This window comes from Streptomyces finlayi, from assembly GCF_014216315.1.
Taxonomy (GTDB): Bacteria; Actinomycetota; Actinomycetes; order Streptomycetales; family Streptomycetaceae; genus Streptomyces; species Streptomyces finlayi_A.
On sequence record NZ_CP045702.1, the window covers coordinates 7,459,883 to 7,474,454 of the forward strand.

17 protein-coding genes and 3 pseudogenes are annotated in these 14,572 nt (G+C 69.1%); 13 read left to right on the forward strand and 7 right to left on the reverse strand.

The features are described 5' to 3' along the window. Window positions 1-174 precede the first annotated feature (174 nt). The 4 genes from F0344_RS34150 to F0344_RS34165 all read left to right on the forward strand — a co-directional run bounded on the left by F0344_RS34150 (window position 175) and on the right by F0344_RS34165 (window position 4,422). On the forward strand, window positions 175-2,730 hold the full coding sequence (locus tag F0344_RS34150; RefSeq protein ID WP_185296823.1) for a hypothetical protein: 2,556 nt from the start codon (window positions 175-177) through the stop codon (window positions 2,728-2,730). Between the two features lie 36 nt (window positions 2,731-2,766). After that, window positions 2,767-3,192, forward strand: coding sequence for a hypothetical protein (locus F0344_RS34155; protein WP_185296822.1), 426 nt, complete (start codon window positions 2,767-2,769; stop codon window positions 3,190-3,192). 382 nt (window positions 3,193-3,574) lie between these two features. Then, entirely contained in the window at window positions 3,575-3,829 is a 255-nt protein-coding gene (locus tag F0344_RS34160) for an ABC transporter permease (RefSeq protein ID WP_258049531.1), read from the forward strand. Window positions 3,830-3,834: 5 nt separating this feature from the next. Next, window positions 3,835-4,422, forward strand: coding sequence for a TetR/AcrR family transcriptional regulator (locus F0344_RS34165; RefSeq protein WP_185296821.1), 588 nt, complete (start codon window positions 3,835-3,837; stop codon window positions 4,420-4,422). Between the two features lie 619 nt (window positions 4,423-5,041). On the opposite strand, the gene F0344_RS34170 is transcribed toward F0344_RS34165, so the two are convergent. Both F0344_RS34170 and F0344_RS34175 read right to left on the reverse strand, forming a co-directional pair. Then, window positions 5,042-5,665 carry an NADPH-dependent F420 reductase gene (locus tag F0344_RS34170; RefSeq protein WP_185296819.1) on the reverse strand — a complete coding sequence of 208 codons (624 nt, stop codon included), beginning with the start codon at window positions 5,663-5,665 and terminating at the stop codon, window positions 5,042-5,044. A 33-nt stretch (window positions 5,666-5,698) separates the two neighbouring features. Further along, window positions 5,699-6,433 carry an SDR family NAD(P)-dependent oxidoreductase gene (locus F0344_RS34175; RefSeq protein ID WP_037738440.1) on the reverse strand — a complete coding sequence of 245 codons (735 nt, stop codon included), beginning with the start codon at window positions 6,431-6,433 and terminating at the stop codon, window positions 5,699-5,701. Between the two features lie 143 nt (window positions 6,434-6,576). Between F0344_RS34175 and F0344_RS34180 the strand changes: the two genes are divergently transcribed. Together F0344_RS34180 and cimA are read left to right on the forward strand one after the other, a co-directional pair. Further along, window positions 6,577-7,188, forward strand: coding sequence for a TetR/AcrR family transcriptional regulator (locus tag F0344_RS34180; RefSeq protein ID WP_185296818.1), 612 nt, complete (start codon window positions 6,577-6,579; stop codon window positions 7,186-7,188). Between the two features lie 385 nt (window positions 7,189-7,573). Further along, window positions 7,574-8,729: pseudogene (gene cimA / locus F0344_RS34185) on the forward strand (citramalate synthase); the annotation flags it as partial. Here cimA and F0344_RS34190 read toward each other — a convergent pair. Further along, window positions 8,704-9,150 (reverse strand): annotated as a pseudogene (locus tag F0344_RS34190) (transposase); the annotation flags it as partial. The pseudogenes cimA and F0344_RS34190 overlap by 26 nt on opposite strands. 219 nt (window positions 9,151-9,369) lie before the next feature. Between F0344_RS34190 and F0344_RS34195 the strand changes: the two are divergent. Then, a complete protein-coding gene (locus F0344_RS34195; RefSeq protein ID WP_185296817.1) occupies window positions 9,370-9,759 on the forward strand; it encodes a hypothetical protein in 390 nt (129 codons plus the stop codon). Window positions 9,760-9,968: 209 nt separating this feature from the next. Here the strand turns inward: F0344_RS34195 and F0344_RS34200 are convergent, their stop codons facing one another. Beyond that, the gene (locus F0344_RS34200) at window positions 9,969-10,190 is read right to left on the reverse strand and encodes a hypothetical protein (protein WP_185296816.1); all 222 of its coding nucleotides are present in this window, start codon (window positions 10,188-10,190) and stop codon (window positions 9,969-9,971) included. A gap of 93 nt (window positions 10,191-10,283) precedes the next feature. Here F0344_RS34200 and F0344_RS34205 point away from each other — a divergent pair, with 93 nt between their 5' ends. The 6 genes from F0344_RS34205 (at window position 10,284) to F0344_RS34230 (ending at window position 13,482) form a co-directional block, all read left to right on the forward strand. After that, on the forward strand, window positions 10,284-10,652 hold the full coding sequence (locus F0344_RS34205) for a hypothetical protein (RefSeq protein ID WP_258050219.1): 369 nt from the start codon (window positions 10,284-10,286) through the stop codon (window positions 10,650-10,652). Continuing rightward, complete coding sequence (locus F0344_RS34210; RefSeq protein ID WP_185296815.1) at window positions 10,652-11,188, forward strand: hypothetical protein; 537 nt, start codon at window positions 10,652-10,654, stop codon at window positions 11,186-11,188. Before F0344_RS34205 ends, F0344_RS34210 begins: the two co-directional genes overlap by 1 nt. Window positions 11,189-11,279: 91 nt before the next feature. Beyond that, the gene (locus tag F0344_RS34215; protein WP_185296814.1) at window positions 11,280-11,780 is read left to right on the forward strand and encodes a S1 RNA-binding domain-containing protein; all 501 of its coding nucleotides are present in this window, start codon (window positions 11,280-11,282) and stop codon (window positions 11,778-11,780) included. A 241-nt stretch (window positions 11,781-12,021) separates the two neighbouring features. Beyond that, window positions 12,022-12,513 carry a hypothetical protein gene (locus tag F0344_RS34220; RefSeq protein ID WP_185302427.1) on the forward strand — a complete coding sequence of 164 codons (492 nt, stop codon included), beginning with the start codon at window positions 12,022-12,024 and terminating at the stop codon, window positions 12,511-12,513. A 34-nt stretch (window positions 12,514-12,547) separates the two neighbouring features. Beyond that, complete coding sequence (locus F0344_RS34225; protein WP_185302428.1) at window positions 12,548-12,982, forward strand: NUDIX hydrolase; 435 nt, start codon at window positions 12,548-12,550, stop codon at window positions 12,980-12,982. A gap of 320 nt (window positions 12,983-13,302) precedes the next feature. After that, window positions 13,303-13,482 carry a hypothetical protein gene (locus F0344_RS34230; protein ID WP_185302429.1) on the forward strand — a complete coding sequence of 60 codons (180 nt, stop codon included), beginning with the start codon at window positions 13,303-13,305 and terminating at the stop codon, window positions 13,480-13,482. A gap of 10 nt (window positions 13,483-13,492) precedes the next feature. Here F0344_RS34230 and F0344_RS34235 read toward each other — a convergent pair whose 3' ends face one another. The 3 genes and pseudogenes from F0344_RS34235 to F0344_RS36970 all read right to left on the reverse strand — a co-directional run. Next, window positions 13,493-13,912 carry a hypothetical protein gene (locus F0344_RS34235; RefSeq protein WP_185302430.1) on the reverse strand — a complete coding sequence of 140 codons (420 nt, stop codon included), beginning with the start codon at window positions 13,910-13,912 and terminating at the stop codon, window positions 13,493-13,495. A 39-nt stretch (window positions 13,913-13,951) separates the two neighbouring features. Next, window positions 13,952-14,266: an ATP-grasp domain-containing protein gene (locus tag F0344_RS34240; RefSeq protein WP_185302431.1), complete on the reverse strand. Its 315-nt coding sequence runs from the start codon at window positions 14,264-14,266 to the stop codon at window positions 13,952-13,954. Window positions 14,267-14,273: 7 nt separating this feature from the next. After that, window positions 14,274-14,570: pseudogene (locus tag F0344_RS36970) on the reverse strand (ATP-grasp domain-containing protein); the annotation flags it as partial. Window positions 14,571-14,572 lie beyond the last annotated feature (2 nt).

Here is a 14,572-nt window from a genome sequence, read left to right on the forward strand (position 1 = left end):
CTCGCCCGCTACGGCACGGAACGCCTGAAGCGCCACTCGGTCGTCTTCAGCTGACAGGGCCCCGTATCCGTGGTCCGCGTCAGGCATGTTCCGGTCCGGTTGCCGGTCGTACCTCCTCATGGGAACGTGAGATGGGGGTTGACTGCTTGGTCGAGGTACGTCGAGGTACTGCCCATGGATGCCAAGATCGTCGAACGCAAGGGCCTCCAACTGGCGGAGGATCCCCGTCTCCTCTCCCCGCCCCGCGTGGACCAGCCGGTCTATCAGTGCGCCACCTCCGTGGTCGTCTTCGACTACGTCCCCGGTGCCGACGTCGAGGTCGAGGTCGACGGCGTCGGCGCACCGGTGGTCAACGGTGGCTGTCCCTGGCCCCTCGGCGTCACCGTGCCCCTGCCTGGCGCTCTGGCGGCGACCCAGGAGGTGCGGGCGCGGCAGACGACTGCGACGGCGCAGAGCGACTGGTCCGCCCCGGTGACGGTCCGTGACCACACCGTGGACTTCCCCGCGGGTCCCCCGCGGCCGCAGATCAATCCCGCTCCGGTCCATGCCTGCGGCGTCCGCACGGGTGTCACCAATCTGCTGACCGGCGGGAACGTCTGGATCACCGCTAACGGCACCGAGGTCGGCCGGCAGGATGGCTGCGGGCCGGTACAGGGTGTGGACGTGAGCCCGGCGTACGCCCTCGCGCAGCAGGCACGCGCCTGGTTCGAGTTGTGCGGGGACCCGAGTCCGCCGTCCGTCGGGCACAACGCGCTGTTCCCGCCGCAACCGCTGCCCGCGCCGACCGTCGACTCGGTCTACGGGAGCGACCCCCAGCAGGTGGTCGTGCACGGCGTCGTGAACGGTGCGAAAGTCACCGTCTACCGTGGGGGCACGCCACTGGGTACCTGGGGCTGTTGGGGCGGGACGCTGGCCGTCGGCGGACTGGGCCCGTTCACGACTGCGGAACCGCCAAGCGCGACGCAGGCGATGTGCCCGGAGGACCCGCCCAGCCTGCCGGGTATCGGGACGGTGCTGCCATGTTCCAGTCTGCCGCCGCCTCAGGTCGGCCCGGTGCAGGCCGGGGACGCGCACATCACGCTCTCCGCGTTCGTCCCCGGTGCGGTCGTCCGCGCGTGGCTCGACGGAACGCTCGTGGGCGTCGGCGGCGGACCGATGGTGACGCTGACCAAGACCGTGGCCCATGGTGACACCCTGCACGTGGTCCAAGACCTCGGCGGCTGTTACGGCCTGTACGCCGTGGAGATCCGCGTGGCCTGCGTGGACCCGCCGAGCGCGGGAAACCCGTCCTGGCTCGACCTGTTCCCGGTGGGCCGGCTCGAATACGGCGTCGGCGGCAACAAGGGCAGCGTCTACTATCCGGCTCAGGACGACGGCGTGAACCAGCCGTTCAACCAGCGGCTGTCGGCGCTGGGGCGGGTGCCGATTGTCTTCATGGCGCACGGCATGCACTCGGCCTCTGACCCGAGCTACCTCGGTTACGACTACTTCCAGCACGACCTCGCGAAGATGGGCGTCATCGCCGTGTCCATCGACTGCAACGCCCTGAACAACGGTGCCAGCGGGTTCGCCAATATCGAGGACCGGGCGGACCTGATCATCGAGAACATCAAGCACTTTCAGGCGGTCGACGCCGATCCGGGTTCAATGTTCCACCACAGCATCGACTTCGGCCGGGTGGGATTGATGGGCCACTCCCGGGCCGGGGAGGCGGTGGTGATCGTCCCCAGCCTCGTCTCCCTCCCCGGCGTCACCATCAGGTCGGCCCTCTCGCTGGCCCCCACCAACTGGGCGAACTACGACGGTCTGCCGAGCGTCCAGCCCGCTCCCAGCCACGCGTTCATGACTCTGCTGCCGGCGGGCGACGGCGACGTATCGTCCAACAACGGCGCGCAGTTCTACGACCTGGCCGCGCCCGGGCCGTTCAAGTCCCAGCAGTACGTCGACTTCACCAACCACAACTTCTTCAACCGGCAGTGGCTCGATGACGACAGTCTGTGGACGCCGCCTCAGCCCGCGGTGATCGACCGGGCGGACCACGAGCGCATCCTGGCGGCGTACGGCTGTGCCCTGTACCGGTCCACCCTGCTGGGGCACGGCAGTGCCACCGCGTATCTCGACGGTTCGGTGCTGCCCGCAGGAGTACTCACCCACTACGTCCACCTGGCCTTCGCGCGACAGGACGTGCTGACGGTCGACAACCATCAGGACGGGAACACCATCGAGAAGAACTCCCTGGGACGGCCGACCGCGCAGTTGTCCGGTCTGAGCGCGGACGAGTTCCCCTTCCAGCAGGTCCCCGGGGCCTTCAACGACTCCTTCTACGGTGAGACAACCGGCATGGTGGCTCTGGCGGGCGCCGGTGGCCGGACCTTCCGGTCCGAACTCACCGAGCCCACCGATCTGGTGGGCACCGAGCTGTGGATCCGTGCCGCCGAGGTGACGGACGGATCGCAAGTTCCCCCGGGTGCCACCGGGTTCGAATTGGGCGTCGAGGACACGAACGGCAACCGGGCCTGGTTGGACTCCGACGTGGTGGGCGGACTTCCGCGTCCGTATCCGCGCAACCCGGGTCTGATCAAGTCGATGCCGACGACGCTGCGCTTCCATGCAGGATGCTTCGGCAGGGAGGAGCGGCTGCGGCTGGACGAGATCGTGGCCGTCCTCATCCGCTGCAACCGCGAGGACGAGCGAGACCTCGCCTTCGACGATCTCCAGATCGTCAAGTAGCCGAGCCCGCGCCCCGGGACGGAGAGGAGGCGGAACATGTCAGTCGATGCCGGTTCCGAACTGCCGGGTCGTTCCCGGCCGGACTGGAACCTCCCCGACGTGCTGGACATCCGGTTTCTCGGACGCCGGCTCTACGAGAGGCGCCCGCCGCGCAACTTCCGGTCCGCCCTGGCTGACCGCACCGAAGCGGTCGAGTTCCTGGTCACCTTGAGTGGCCCGGTCCCTGCCCGCGCCCTCGGCCCCGCCCTGTTCATCGGAGACGTCCGCGTCGTCGAGTGCTCCCCGGCGACCGAACCCGGAGCCGGGGCTGAAGGCGAATACCGGCTCCGCTTCCAGTACACGGATCCCGACCGCCTTGCCGAACTGGCCTCCGGCACCCCGATCACCTGGGGCTGGGCGGACACCCCGGACCCCGACCGTCGCACCACTGGCTTCCGCTACACCACCGAACCGGACGCCTGACTTGGAGCACGGCCACGGGCCGGGAGGTCGTTGACCAGAGCCAGGGCTGCCGTCAGACCGGTGGCAGATCGTCCGGATCCGCATCCCGTGCAGGCATCAGCTCGAACCCTGGTCTGCCCGCGCTTTGTGCCCGGCGGGCTTCAGGACCGGCGGGGCCGCTTGCCAAACCTACCTATCGATAGGTAGGTTTTAGGTATGGGCAATGTCGCCACCTCATCCATCCGTGCCGTCGGGCTCGGCCGGGACTTCGGAGCATCCGGCTCGCCCGCCCCGGCGCCGACGGCGAGACGCTCACCCTGGCCTCCGCCGGCCTCCGCCGGCCTCCGCCGGCCTGGCCGCCGCGGTCGGCCTCCACACCGGCAACAGCTCGGCGGTCGGCTCCGTGACCCTCGTCTTCTTCCCACTCTCCTTCTTCACCGCCACCTTCGTCCCGCGTGACCAGCTCGGCGGCTGGATGGCCCACGCCGCCGACATCAACCCGCTCACCCCGCCGCTGGAAGCCATGCGCAGCCTGCTCACCGCACCCTGGAACGAGCAGAACCTGCTGCCGGGCGCCCTCGTCGCTCTCGCCATCCTGGTGGCGGGCGCCGCCGCGGCCCACCTCACCCTGACCCGCCGTACCCGTACAGGAGTCTGACCACCATGCCCCGCCAGAGCGACACCCGCGCCCGTGCCCGCGACGAGTTCGCCCGCCGACTCGCCGACTACGGCTACCTCGGCGTCTCCCTCGACGACATCGCCAAAGCCGTCGACGTGAAGAAGGCCAGCCTCTACCACCACTTCCCCGGCGGAAAACCCGCCCTGTTCATGGAGGTGGCCGACCACTACACCAAGGAAGCCTCGGCCCTCCTCCAGAGCGCACTCGCCACCCCCGGCACCCTGCGCGACAAGCTCCTCGCCCTCGCCGCCTCCTACGCCCGGGGCACCTACAACTCCGCGCTCAGCAACCAGATCTACTACGCGACCCGCCACCTCGAAGAGGACCAGCGCGCCGAGGTCTCCCACGCCTACGTGCGCGGCCTCATCCAGCCCGTCACCGACCTCATGGTCCAGGCGGTGGCCACGGGCGAACTGCGCGAAGCCGACCCGGGCTTCCTCGCCACCGCCTTCATGGAGCTCGCCGCCACCGTCCACCCCCCACAGGACGACTGCACCCCGGCCACCACCGACCGCCTGGCCCAGGACGTCGTCGACCTCTTTCTGCGCGGAGCCGGCCCGGACACCCCCTGACCCGAGCCCTCAGCCCTCAAGCACCCGGCCATGACACCCTTTTATGGATCATGCGCGGCGTCCGTGCGCCACCAGTTTCGTGAAGATCCACCCGGATGTGCGGATGCGGGGTGCATGTTCGGGCGTGGCGGTTCTGTAACCGCTGACACTGCCATGCACGGGGAGGGTGTCGACGGAAGCGCGGATCGGCGTCGATCCGCTCTGGCTCCACCGCGGCTCCGGCCAAGGCGAGAAGCGACTGCGCCGGCAGGTCCGCAAGCCCAAAGAGGTGCGGGCCGCCGACGGCCGAGGAGATCGCCCAGCTGAAGACCGGCGTCGAGGTGCTGGTCGGCGCCCTGCACCAGTCGATGACGGAGAACCGTCTGCTGCGCCGGCAGCTCGCCGACCGCACTGGCGTGGTCCGCACGCTGCCCACGCAATCCCGCATCGGACACACCACACATCCGCTGTATCCGACCTCATGCCCTCCTCGGACTGCTGATCGTCTCCCGCGCCGGGAACGCGGTCGGCATCGGCTGTCCGCCGCCTATGGCGCGCTGCCTACTCCTGATGACCCAGCCTCACGATCACGGTCGGGTCGCCCCCGCTGAGCGCCTTCGGTGATCCGTCAACCGTTTACTCAGAGGGGAAGTTCGGTGATGCTGAGGGCGAAGTCCAGGTTTCCCACCCCGTGGTTGGCGAGGCCTACCGTGACCACCCCCGCTCCTTCCAGCCAGTGCGCCATTTTCAGGCCGCCGACGTCCAGCGGGCGCAGCCCGAGGCTCTCGACGAACGCCTCCACACTTGCCTTGGCCTGCGCATTGTCGCCGGCGATGAAGACGTCGGGCCGCCCCTTCTCCAGGACATGGCGGAAGACGGTGTTGAACGCCTTCACCACGCTGGCGCCGGCCGGGGCCGCTTTGGCGACTTCCTGCGCGATCGAGGTCTCCTCCCGGTGGGCCAGCCCGTCGAACGTGGAGTTGAAGGGATTGCTGATGTCGACGATGACCTTGTTCGCGAGAGCGTCTCCGTACTGGGTGACGGCCGGCATGACCCCGCTGTGCAACAGGGCCACGATGACGATGTCCCCGGCCGGGGCGGTGCCCCATTCTCCGGTCGTGGCGCCGTCGCCGAGCGCCTTGGCCAGGCCGGCGGCCTTGGACTGATCGCGGCCCATGACCTCGACGGTGTTGCCGCCCGCTGTGGCCCGCGCGCCGATGGTGCGGGCCATGTTCCCGGTGCCGATGATGCTGATGCTGCTCATGAGATGTCCTGCCCTGGTTGTGTGTTGTCCGGTTCAGATGGCGGTGGTGCCGCCGTCGGCGACGAGTTCCATGCCGTTGACGTAGCTGGAGTCGTCGGAGGCGAGGAAGAGGGCGGCGGTGGCGATTTCGTCGGGGCGGCCCATCTGGCCGCGGGGGATGAGGGACTCGAACTGGCGCTTGGTGGCCTCGTCGAAGAGTTCTTCCTGCTTGGCGGTGGCGACCTGACCGGGGGTCAGGACGTTGACGCGGATGCGGCGGTCCTTGAGCTCGTTGAGCCAAATGCGGGCCCAGGCCTGCTGGACGGCCTTGCTGCCGGCGTAGACGCTCCACCCGGGGAAGGCGCCGAGGGAGGCGTTGGAGCCGGTCATGAGGATGGAGCCGCCGTCGTTGAAGAGCGGGAGGGCCTTTTGGACGGTGAACAGGGTGCCGCGGGCGTTGAGCCCGAACCAGGTGTCGAACTGGGCCTCGGTGATCTCGCCGAGCGGGGCGGGCTCGCCCCCGCCGGCGCTGGCCCACAGCACGTCGAGGCTGCCCTTCTCCCGCTTGACGGTGTCGTACAGGCGGTCCAGGTCGTCCAGGTCGGCGGCGTCGCCCTGGACGCCGGTGACGTTGCGGCCGATCTGCTTCACGGCCTCGTCCAGGGCGTCCTGGCGGCGGCCGGTGATGAAGACGTGCGCTCCCTCGTCGACGAACAGCTTCGCGCCGGCCAGCGCCATGCCGGTGGTGCCGCCGGTGATGACCGCGACCTTGCCGTCGAGCTTTCCCATGGTCATTCCCTGGGTTGGTGGTGCCGTGTGTGCCTGAGGCGACGGTGCTAAGTACACCGCTCTGTGTGCTTAACGTGCGCGGCGGGTGGTCAGGGCGCAAGCTATGTACACCGGTCGTTACCTAGCCGCGGTACGATGGAGCCATGACGGAGTTGGAGAAGGGCCCCACGGGCCGCCGCCGCGGCCGGGGCGCCCGCGAGCGCATCATCAGCGCGTCCCAGCAACTGTTCCGCGAGCAGGGCATCAACCGCACCGGCATGGACCAGCTCTGCGCGGCGGCCCAGGTGTCCAAGCGCACGGCCTACCAGCACTTCACCGGCAAGGACGAACTCGTCGCCGAGTACCTGCGCCGGTTCGACCCCTCCGTTCTGTCCGGCGTGTTCGACCGCACCGACCTCACGCCCCGCGAACGGCTCCTCGCCGCCTTCGACATCCCCCCCACCACGCCCCTGTGCCCCTACATCGCCGCCGCCGTCGAACTCCACGATCCCCAGCACCCCGCATCCCAGTACGCACGCGACTACAAGAAGGCCGTCGCCGCGCGGCTCGCCGACACCGCCCGCGAGGCCGGCGCCGCCGACCCTGAACAGCTCGGCGAGCAGCTCGCGCTGCTCATCGACGGCGCCGCTGCCCGCACCCGGGTCCTCAACGCCGACGCCTTTCCCACCGCCGCCGCCATCGCCGCCGTCCTCATCGACAACGCCATCCCCGCCACAGCCGGCGATGACCGGCGACCGGAGGAAGTGTCAGGCTGACTTGGCACTCCCCGGCCGGGCTGGGGCATCAGGAGTGTCCGCCCGAGGAGGGCCACGGGGTTTGTTCCGCAGTCCTGAACGCTGCGCAACACCGGGTACGGGGCGGGGACCGCATACCGGGCCGGAGCGGTTGGCCGCGTTCCGTATCGCGAGACGGCCTTCCCGCGGTGGCTGGGCCGTGTGAGAATCCCTGCCATGCAGCGCCAGCTCATTATTAGCGGCAGCGTGCTGGCACCGAGTTGACCTGGGGGCGATCCCTCCCAGGCGGCCATCGCCCGCACGCAGACCTCTCGCATTTCGCGAGGGGTCTTTTTTTGTTTTGCCATCAGCGACCTGACACAGCGGCCTCACCAGGCCCAGCAGCCCAGGACAGGGAAAACCCGCCATGACCCATGACGCCTTTCATGTCTTCGACACCACCCTGCGCGACGGAGCACAGCGCGAGGGCATCAACCTCACGGTCACGGACAAGCTGGCCATCGCCCGGCATCTCGACGGCTTCGGCGTGGGATTCATCGAGGGCGGCTGGCCCGGAGCCAACCCGCGGGACACGGAGTTCTTCTCCCGCGCGCAGCAGGAGCTCACCTTCAAAAACGCACAGCTCGTCGCCTTCGGCGCGACCCGCCGTCCGGGCGCGCGAGCCGCCGATGACCCACAGGTCAAAGCGCTCCTCGACTCCGGCGCCCCCGTCATCACGCTGGTCGCCAAGTCGCACGGCCGACACGTCGAACTCGCCCTGCGCACGACCCTGGAGGAGAACCTGGAGATGGTCCGCGACACCGTCTCCTTCCTGCACGAGCAGGGGCGTCGGGTCTTCGTCGACTGCGAGCACTTCTTCGACGGCCACCAGGCCGACCCGGAGTACGCGAACTCGGTGGTCCGGGCCGCATCGGACGCCGGCGCCGAGGCCGTCGTCCTCTGCGACACCAAACGGCGGCCGCCTGCCCGCCCAGGTGCAGGCCGTCGTCTCCACCGTGCTCGCCGAAACCGGCGCCCGGCTCGGCATCCATGCCCAGGACGACACCGGCTGCGCCGTCGCCAACACCCTCGCCGCCGTCGACGCCGGCGCCACCCACGTCCAGTGCACCGCCAACGGCTACGGCGAGCGGGTCGGCAACGCCAACCTCTTCCCCGTCGTCGCCGCACTGGAGCTCAAGTACGGCATGAAGGTACTGCCCGAGGGCAGTCTGCGTCAGATGACCCGTGTCTCGCACGCCGTCGCCGAGATCGTGAACCTCCCACCCTCCACACACCAGCCGTACGTCGGTGTCTCCGCCTTCGCCCACAAGGCGGGACTGCACGCCTCCGCGATCAAGGTCGACCCCGACCTGTACCAGCACATCGCCCCCGAGCTGGTCGGCAACACCATGCGGGTGCTCGTCTCCGACATGGCGGGCCGCGCGTCAGCGGAGCTGAAGGCCAAGGAACTGGGTTACGACGTGTCCAACGACCACGAGTTTCTGTGGCGGCTCGTGGAGCGGATCAAGGAGCGCGAGCTCCAGGGCTACACCTACGAAGCGGCCGACGCCTCCTTCGAGCTATGGTGAACAGGTCGGCCAGCGCGTCCAGGTGGCGGCGGCGGAACCGGGAGATGGACCGGAAGCCCGGGGCCTGGTCGGCGGCCAGGAACCGGAACGCGACGTCGTCGGCGCACTTGCGCTCGATCGCCCGCGATGAGCGCACCCCGGTGGTGTAGCCGTAGATCAGCAACCGCAGCATCAGCCGCGGATCGTAGGGCGGATAGCCGCGCTTCTCGGTGTAGTCGGCCAGGACCGGCCCGAGGTCCAGCACCTCGTCGACCAGGTCGGCGACGAACCGGGCCAGGTGGTCCTCGGGCAGCCAGTCGTCCAGCGACGGCGGCAGCAGCAGGACCTGATGCGGATCGAACGCCCGAAACGTCTTGCCGACCGCCGCCGCAGGGCCCTGCGGCCGCTTCTTCTCGACCGGCTCGACCTCGAACAGCCCATCCCCACCACTCATACCGCCATCATCACGCATGAATGATGACGAACCACAGGCAGGGTGCCGGTTACTGAGACACGCTCCTAGCCCTACCGCCCGGTGTGCCAGTGCCTCCACCTGGACAGTGGTCGTAGCCGGCCCGGCTCCCGCCTCGGATACCGTGTTCCTCCACGGGGTGCCATAACGGATGTGACGCCCCCCACCGGAGGTAGTCAGCGTATGAGTTCAAAGCGCAGCAAGAATCCAGCCCTGCCCGTACTTGACGACGCATACCGACTCGCGTCGGTCAAGGACGCCGAAGAGTCCACCCGTGACTTGGCCGCGCGGCTGGCCACCACCGAACTGCGCCGCGTTTCCCACCCGGGCCGGGTCACCTGGGAGCCCACCGATCAGGCCGAGCCCGTACCGGTCCCGCCGACTGTGGTCGACGGTGACGGGGACCTGTGGCTGCGGGACCGGGGCACTGGCACCTGGACCATGCCCGAGTTCAACCCGAAGGAGTTCCCGGCCCGCTGTGGCGAGGTTCTGACGTGGAACCAGCTTGCCCGCGAGTTCGGCCCGCTTACCGCACTGGCCGACGACCGCCGCATCGGCGGCGGCCGGCGCTGACCGCGCAGCCTTCTGGGATGACCGCGCCCCTGAAGCGCCCGTTACGGGTAGCTGGGAGCTCCAGCTCACCGCCGAGCTCGACGATGGCGGCGAGCAGGTGAGCGTGGTGGTGGCGTGCGACGGCCTCGAGCAGCGTGGTGCGGGCCTGGCGCCACCCGATGCCCTCGGTGCGGCCGGCGTCGGTGGACCAGCCGGGTAGCGGTCGGCCTTCAGTTGCCGTGGTGAGCGCGCGGGCCCAGCTCGCCGATCGACTGCTGCCAGTCGGCCAACTGCCCGAGCAGGCCGCGCACCAGCTCGTCGACGGCGGCCGCCGGGCCGGCGCCGAAGGCCCGCGCTTCGGCGGCGGCCTCGGCGAGGACGTCTTCGTCCAGGTCCGCGCCGGAGGGCCACGACATCAGGGACGAGGACGTGGCCCGGCTCTCCCCGCTCAAGCACAAGAACCTGAAAGTCCTGGGCCGCTACAGCTTCACCGCCTCACCCCCACCGACCACTGACAACACCAACAGCCAGGATCAGCCGTTAACTTGACACACCCCCTGTGGGACGACACCGACTCCGACCTCACCATCGTCTTCACCGGCGGCAACGGCTGCTTCGAGATGCTGCAGGGCGAACCGATGCTGGAGTCCCGCGTCTACGCATGGCAGGAGATCGACCGCATGCCGCTGGACGAGGTCCTGGCCGTCGTCCCGGCCTTCCACCCCGCCCGGACGGACGCGGACACTGAACTGATCGCCTTGTGCGACCGGGAAGCGGCCCACGGGAACTTCCGGGCCTGGGCGAAGATCACCCACCACCTCACCGTCAGGATGAAAGAATCCGGACGCGCACACGTGGACGAGGAACTCCTGCACTGGGCCTACAGCAAACTGAGCCACCGCCGGGCGGTCTGATGCTGGACTGCCCGAACCCGCCTCCGGTCACGGTGATCATCGACCCGCACGACGACGTGGTCCACACCCGCGCGGCCCTGGCATCCCACGCCCCGCACGAAGGACGCCTCACCGTCCACCCCACCCCGGGCGTCGACTCGGCCGTCGCGCTCGCCCACGACATCCTCGCCGCCCTGAACAAGCCCGTACCCCTGAACAGCCACCGACCACTCGACCCGGTCCCGGCCTGGACGACCGCCGCCGCCTGGATCCTGGCCACCCCCATCACCCACCTGACCTTGCTGCGCGCCCACCTGCTCACCCCGCACCGCTTCAAAGACCTCCTGGCCCTGCACCGGCGCACGGGCATCCGCCTGGTCCTCGTCTGCCACCGCCGGGCCATGCGGCCCTTCTTGGAGCCCGAGCTGCAGCAGGTGGAACACCACATCGCCGAGGCCTCAGCCCTGCTGCCCGAAGCCGAACCGGCCGCCCCGCAGCCGCAGACGCCCCCGACTGATGATCTGCGGATTTTTGTCGGTGGTGGTTCGGCATGGTGATGTCAGTGCGGTGGGTGGTGGGATTCTGCCGTTCAGTGGGTTGCCGTGAGTGACTTCTCTGCTGTCATGGATGCCGATCTGATCGCTGCGAGTGGGCGAGGCTGTCACCGGCGTTGTCGCGACGGGGCTCAATGACATCGGGGTGTACGTACACCTCGATGACGATCTGGGCCGATACCTCGGCTTCCTCCGGGTTCCCGAGATGTCCTGGACCCGTTTCGACTCGGTGGACGACATTGCCCCGGTCGGTCGGGAAATCCGCGCCGAGATCATCAGCATCGACTTCGCACAGGAGCAGGTGAGCCTGTCCATGAAGGCACTGCAGCCCGATCCCTGGCAGCACTATGCCGATACCCACAAGGGCGGGGACACGGTCTCGGGAACGGTGACCAAGCTGGTGCCGTTCGGCGCGTTCGTCCAGGTGGAAGAGGGCGTAGAGGGCCTCGTCCACCTTACCGAATTGGTCGATCACGACGTCGAGCACCCGCAGGAGGTACTCGCGGCCGGCGACCACGTCCGCGTAGCCATCCTTGACGTGGACCGCCAACGTCGCCGCATCAGCCTTTCGCTCAAACGCGCCCAAACGGAATGAGGGCAGCGGTCCTGCATGAGCCCTCAACGATCACGCCCAGGTGCGCCTCGCCTCCACTGCGCTGACCCTCAGCGCGCGCTGAGAGGAGCCGTTGGCGCGCCTACGCAGCTACGAGCTCTGACCGAGCAAGGCGCGGCGCCAACGCGAGGGCCGCATCGCCGGCGCCCCCCCAGGCCGAGTTGCCGCGCCGCGAACGCCGAGGCGGACGCGGACCGGACGATTCCCGGGCGCTGCTGCTCCTGTGCTGCCACCCAGCGTTGTCGGAGACGAGGCCGAGCATGTCGACGCCACCAACTGGCCGCAGATCCTTGCCCTGTGCAGCCTGTTGGAGCACCTCGCGCCGAACCCGGTGGTCACCCTCAACCGTGCGGCCGTCGCGATGGTGCACGGCCCCGCCGCCGGGCCCGACCTGCCGGCGACCCTGGACTCCGACTGGCGCACCGCACACCACCATCGCCTGCTCGCAGTCCGCGCCGTCTCCTGGAACAAACTCGGCGACCACGAGGCGGCGGCCCACGCCTACCGTGAGGCGGCTCGACGCACCAGCAGCACATCGGAGCGACGCCACCTCACCTCCCGCACGGCCCGCCTCACCCCGGACAGGACTGATCAGCAGAGGCAAAGCGCCGACGTACTACTCGTGCACCACCGCCGTGCACGTTCAGTTGTACCCGCCTGTGCACTTTGCGGGCTCTGGCAAGATCACATCGACGGCGGCTGGCTCATGAATTAGCCCACCGCCCCCAGCCACAAGGGAGACCGAACCCGTGAAGCAGCGCGTCCGCGCCATCCTGATCACCCCTGACAACACCACCCTCCTGATGAAGCGAGTCCGCCCTGGACGAACCCCCTACTGGGTGGTCGTCGGAGGCGGCGTCGAAGAAACCGACGCCAACCACGAGGCCGCACTCCTGCGCGAGATCCGTGAAGAGATCGCCGGTGAGGCGGAGATTGTGCGCCCGTTCCACCAGCTGAAGAACCCATCCGGCGAGACCGAACACTTCTACCTCGCCCGCATCAAGACGTGGAACTTCGCGGACCGCAGCGGCCCCGAGTTCCAGCGGGACGACCGCGGCGAGTACCTCCTCGAAGAGATCCCCCTCACCTCCGAAGCCCTCGCTGCCGTGAACCTGCTGCCCGAGGAAATCTCCGTCGTACTGCGCGAGGTCCTCGACCACGGAGAACTGCTCGCCCCGGTGTAGCTATGCCAGGGCATACCAAGGCACCGACGGCTTGCCCCGGCGGTACTCGGTCCCGACCACGCTGCGGCGCAGGCAGCGTGTGCGGCGGCCGCTCCCGCAGCGACAGCAGAAGGTCGCGGGCCGCGATCGCGTCACCGAGGGCGCGGGTGCCGGCCGCCGAGCCGGAGACGGGTGGTGGTGGCGGACGCCACGTGGTACGCGCTTGATCTGCGGGACGCGGCGCGCCTCGGGCAGTGTCGGTGAGGTAGCGCGCGACCCTTTCGGTGTTCGCCAACTGCGCGGGCTCGACACGGCTGACGTACGGAACGGCGTCGTCGGGCGTGCCGAGGACTGTGAGGCTGCTGATCCGGTACATCGAGACCTCGGCGGAGCTCGCCGAGATCGTGAAAAGGCCGACGGGCTTTCCGCTCTGGTCGACGGGGATCCAGCCCGCTGTCTCCTCTGCCTCTTGGAGCAGGTCGAGCGCGGTGCTGCGGCGGCCCCCGGACGCGGTCGTGTAGGCAGCGGTCATCAGCAGCAGACGCGGGCGGCCAGAGTGTCAGCCTGCGGGCCACCCGCCAGGAAGTCCACGGCGGCTGCGCTGCGGCCGGCACGGCGTATGGTGATGGCCAGGACCCGCGTCGCGTCGCTGAGGGGACGCGGATCGCCGCTGGCCCGGGCGGCGATGAGGGCGCGGTCGGCTGTGGCCCACGCAGCCTCGGAGTGCTGTTTGACGGTGAGTTCGGTGGCCAGGACATAGGCACGGGCGACGGCCGCCTGCGCCCGCTCCCGTGTGCGGCCGGAGGTGGCGTCCCGGGTCGCCTCTGCCGTGGCGATCAGCGGGGGAAGGGCACTGCCGCCGGATGAGGCCGCAGTGGGTGACGGAGCTGACTGTCCCCATGCCAGTGGGGCGATGTGCGTGACGGGAACGGCCCGCAGGGGCAGAGGCATGTTTTTCTCGCTTGGCCCGCATCTTGTTCCGCCGGATGTTCATCGGGCCGCCTGCGCGCCGACGTAGGCGGCCATTTCCAAGGCCACGCTGCGTCCGGTGACTGTCGCGAGACCGGTGACGATTCCGCAGTTGGTGTTTGCTTCCCAGATCAACATGCCTCGGGCTGTGTCGGCGATGTCCACGCCGGCGATCTCCAGCCCGCACGCGGAGGCGGCGTGTATCGCGATCCGCTTCATGTCCGCATCCACCGGACGTGCCTCGAGTTGGGCACCTGGAAGCCCTGAATTCGTGCGGAAATCCCCTGCCGGCGCTTGGCGTCGGTAGCAGCCGACTACACGGCCCCCGACCCACAATTAGCCGCCAGTCCGTGCCCCCGGTCTCCAGGTAGGGCTGGGCCAGCAGCGGTTCTCCGCGTTCCGTGGCCCGGCTCAGCACGGTTAGGAGCTGCGCCTGGTCCCGGCAGCGCACGACGCCCTGCCCGCTGTGCCCCGCCAGAGGTTTCACCACGACATCGTCACCGAGAGCTTCGAGTACGCTTTGAGGTTCCGTTCCGGGCGGCATCAGCACAGTGGGCGCGGTCGGCAGCCCGGCACGCAGCAGCAGCTGGGTGCACAACCATTTGTCCCTGCCCGCACGGTGGCTGGCCGGGCTGTTCACGA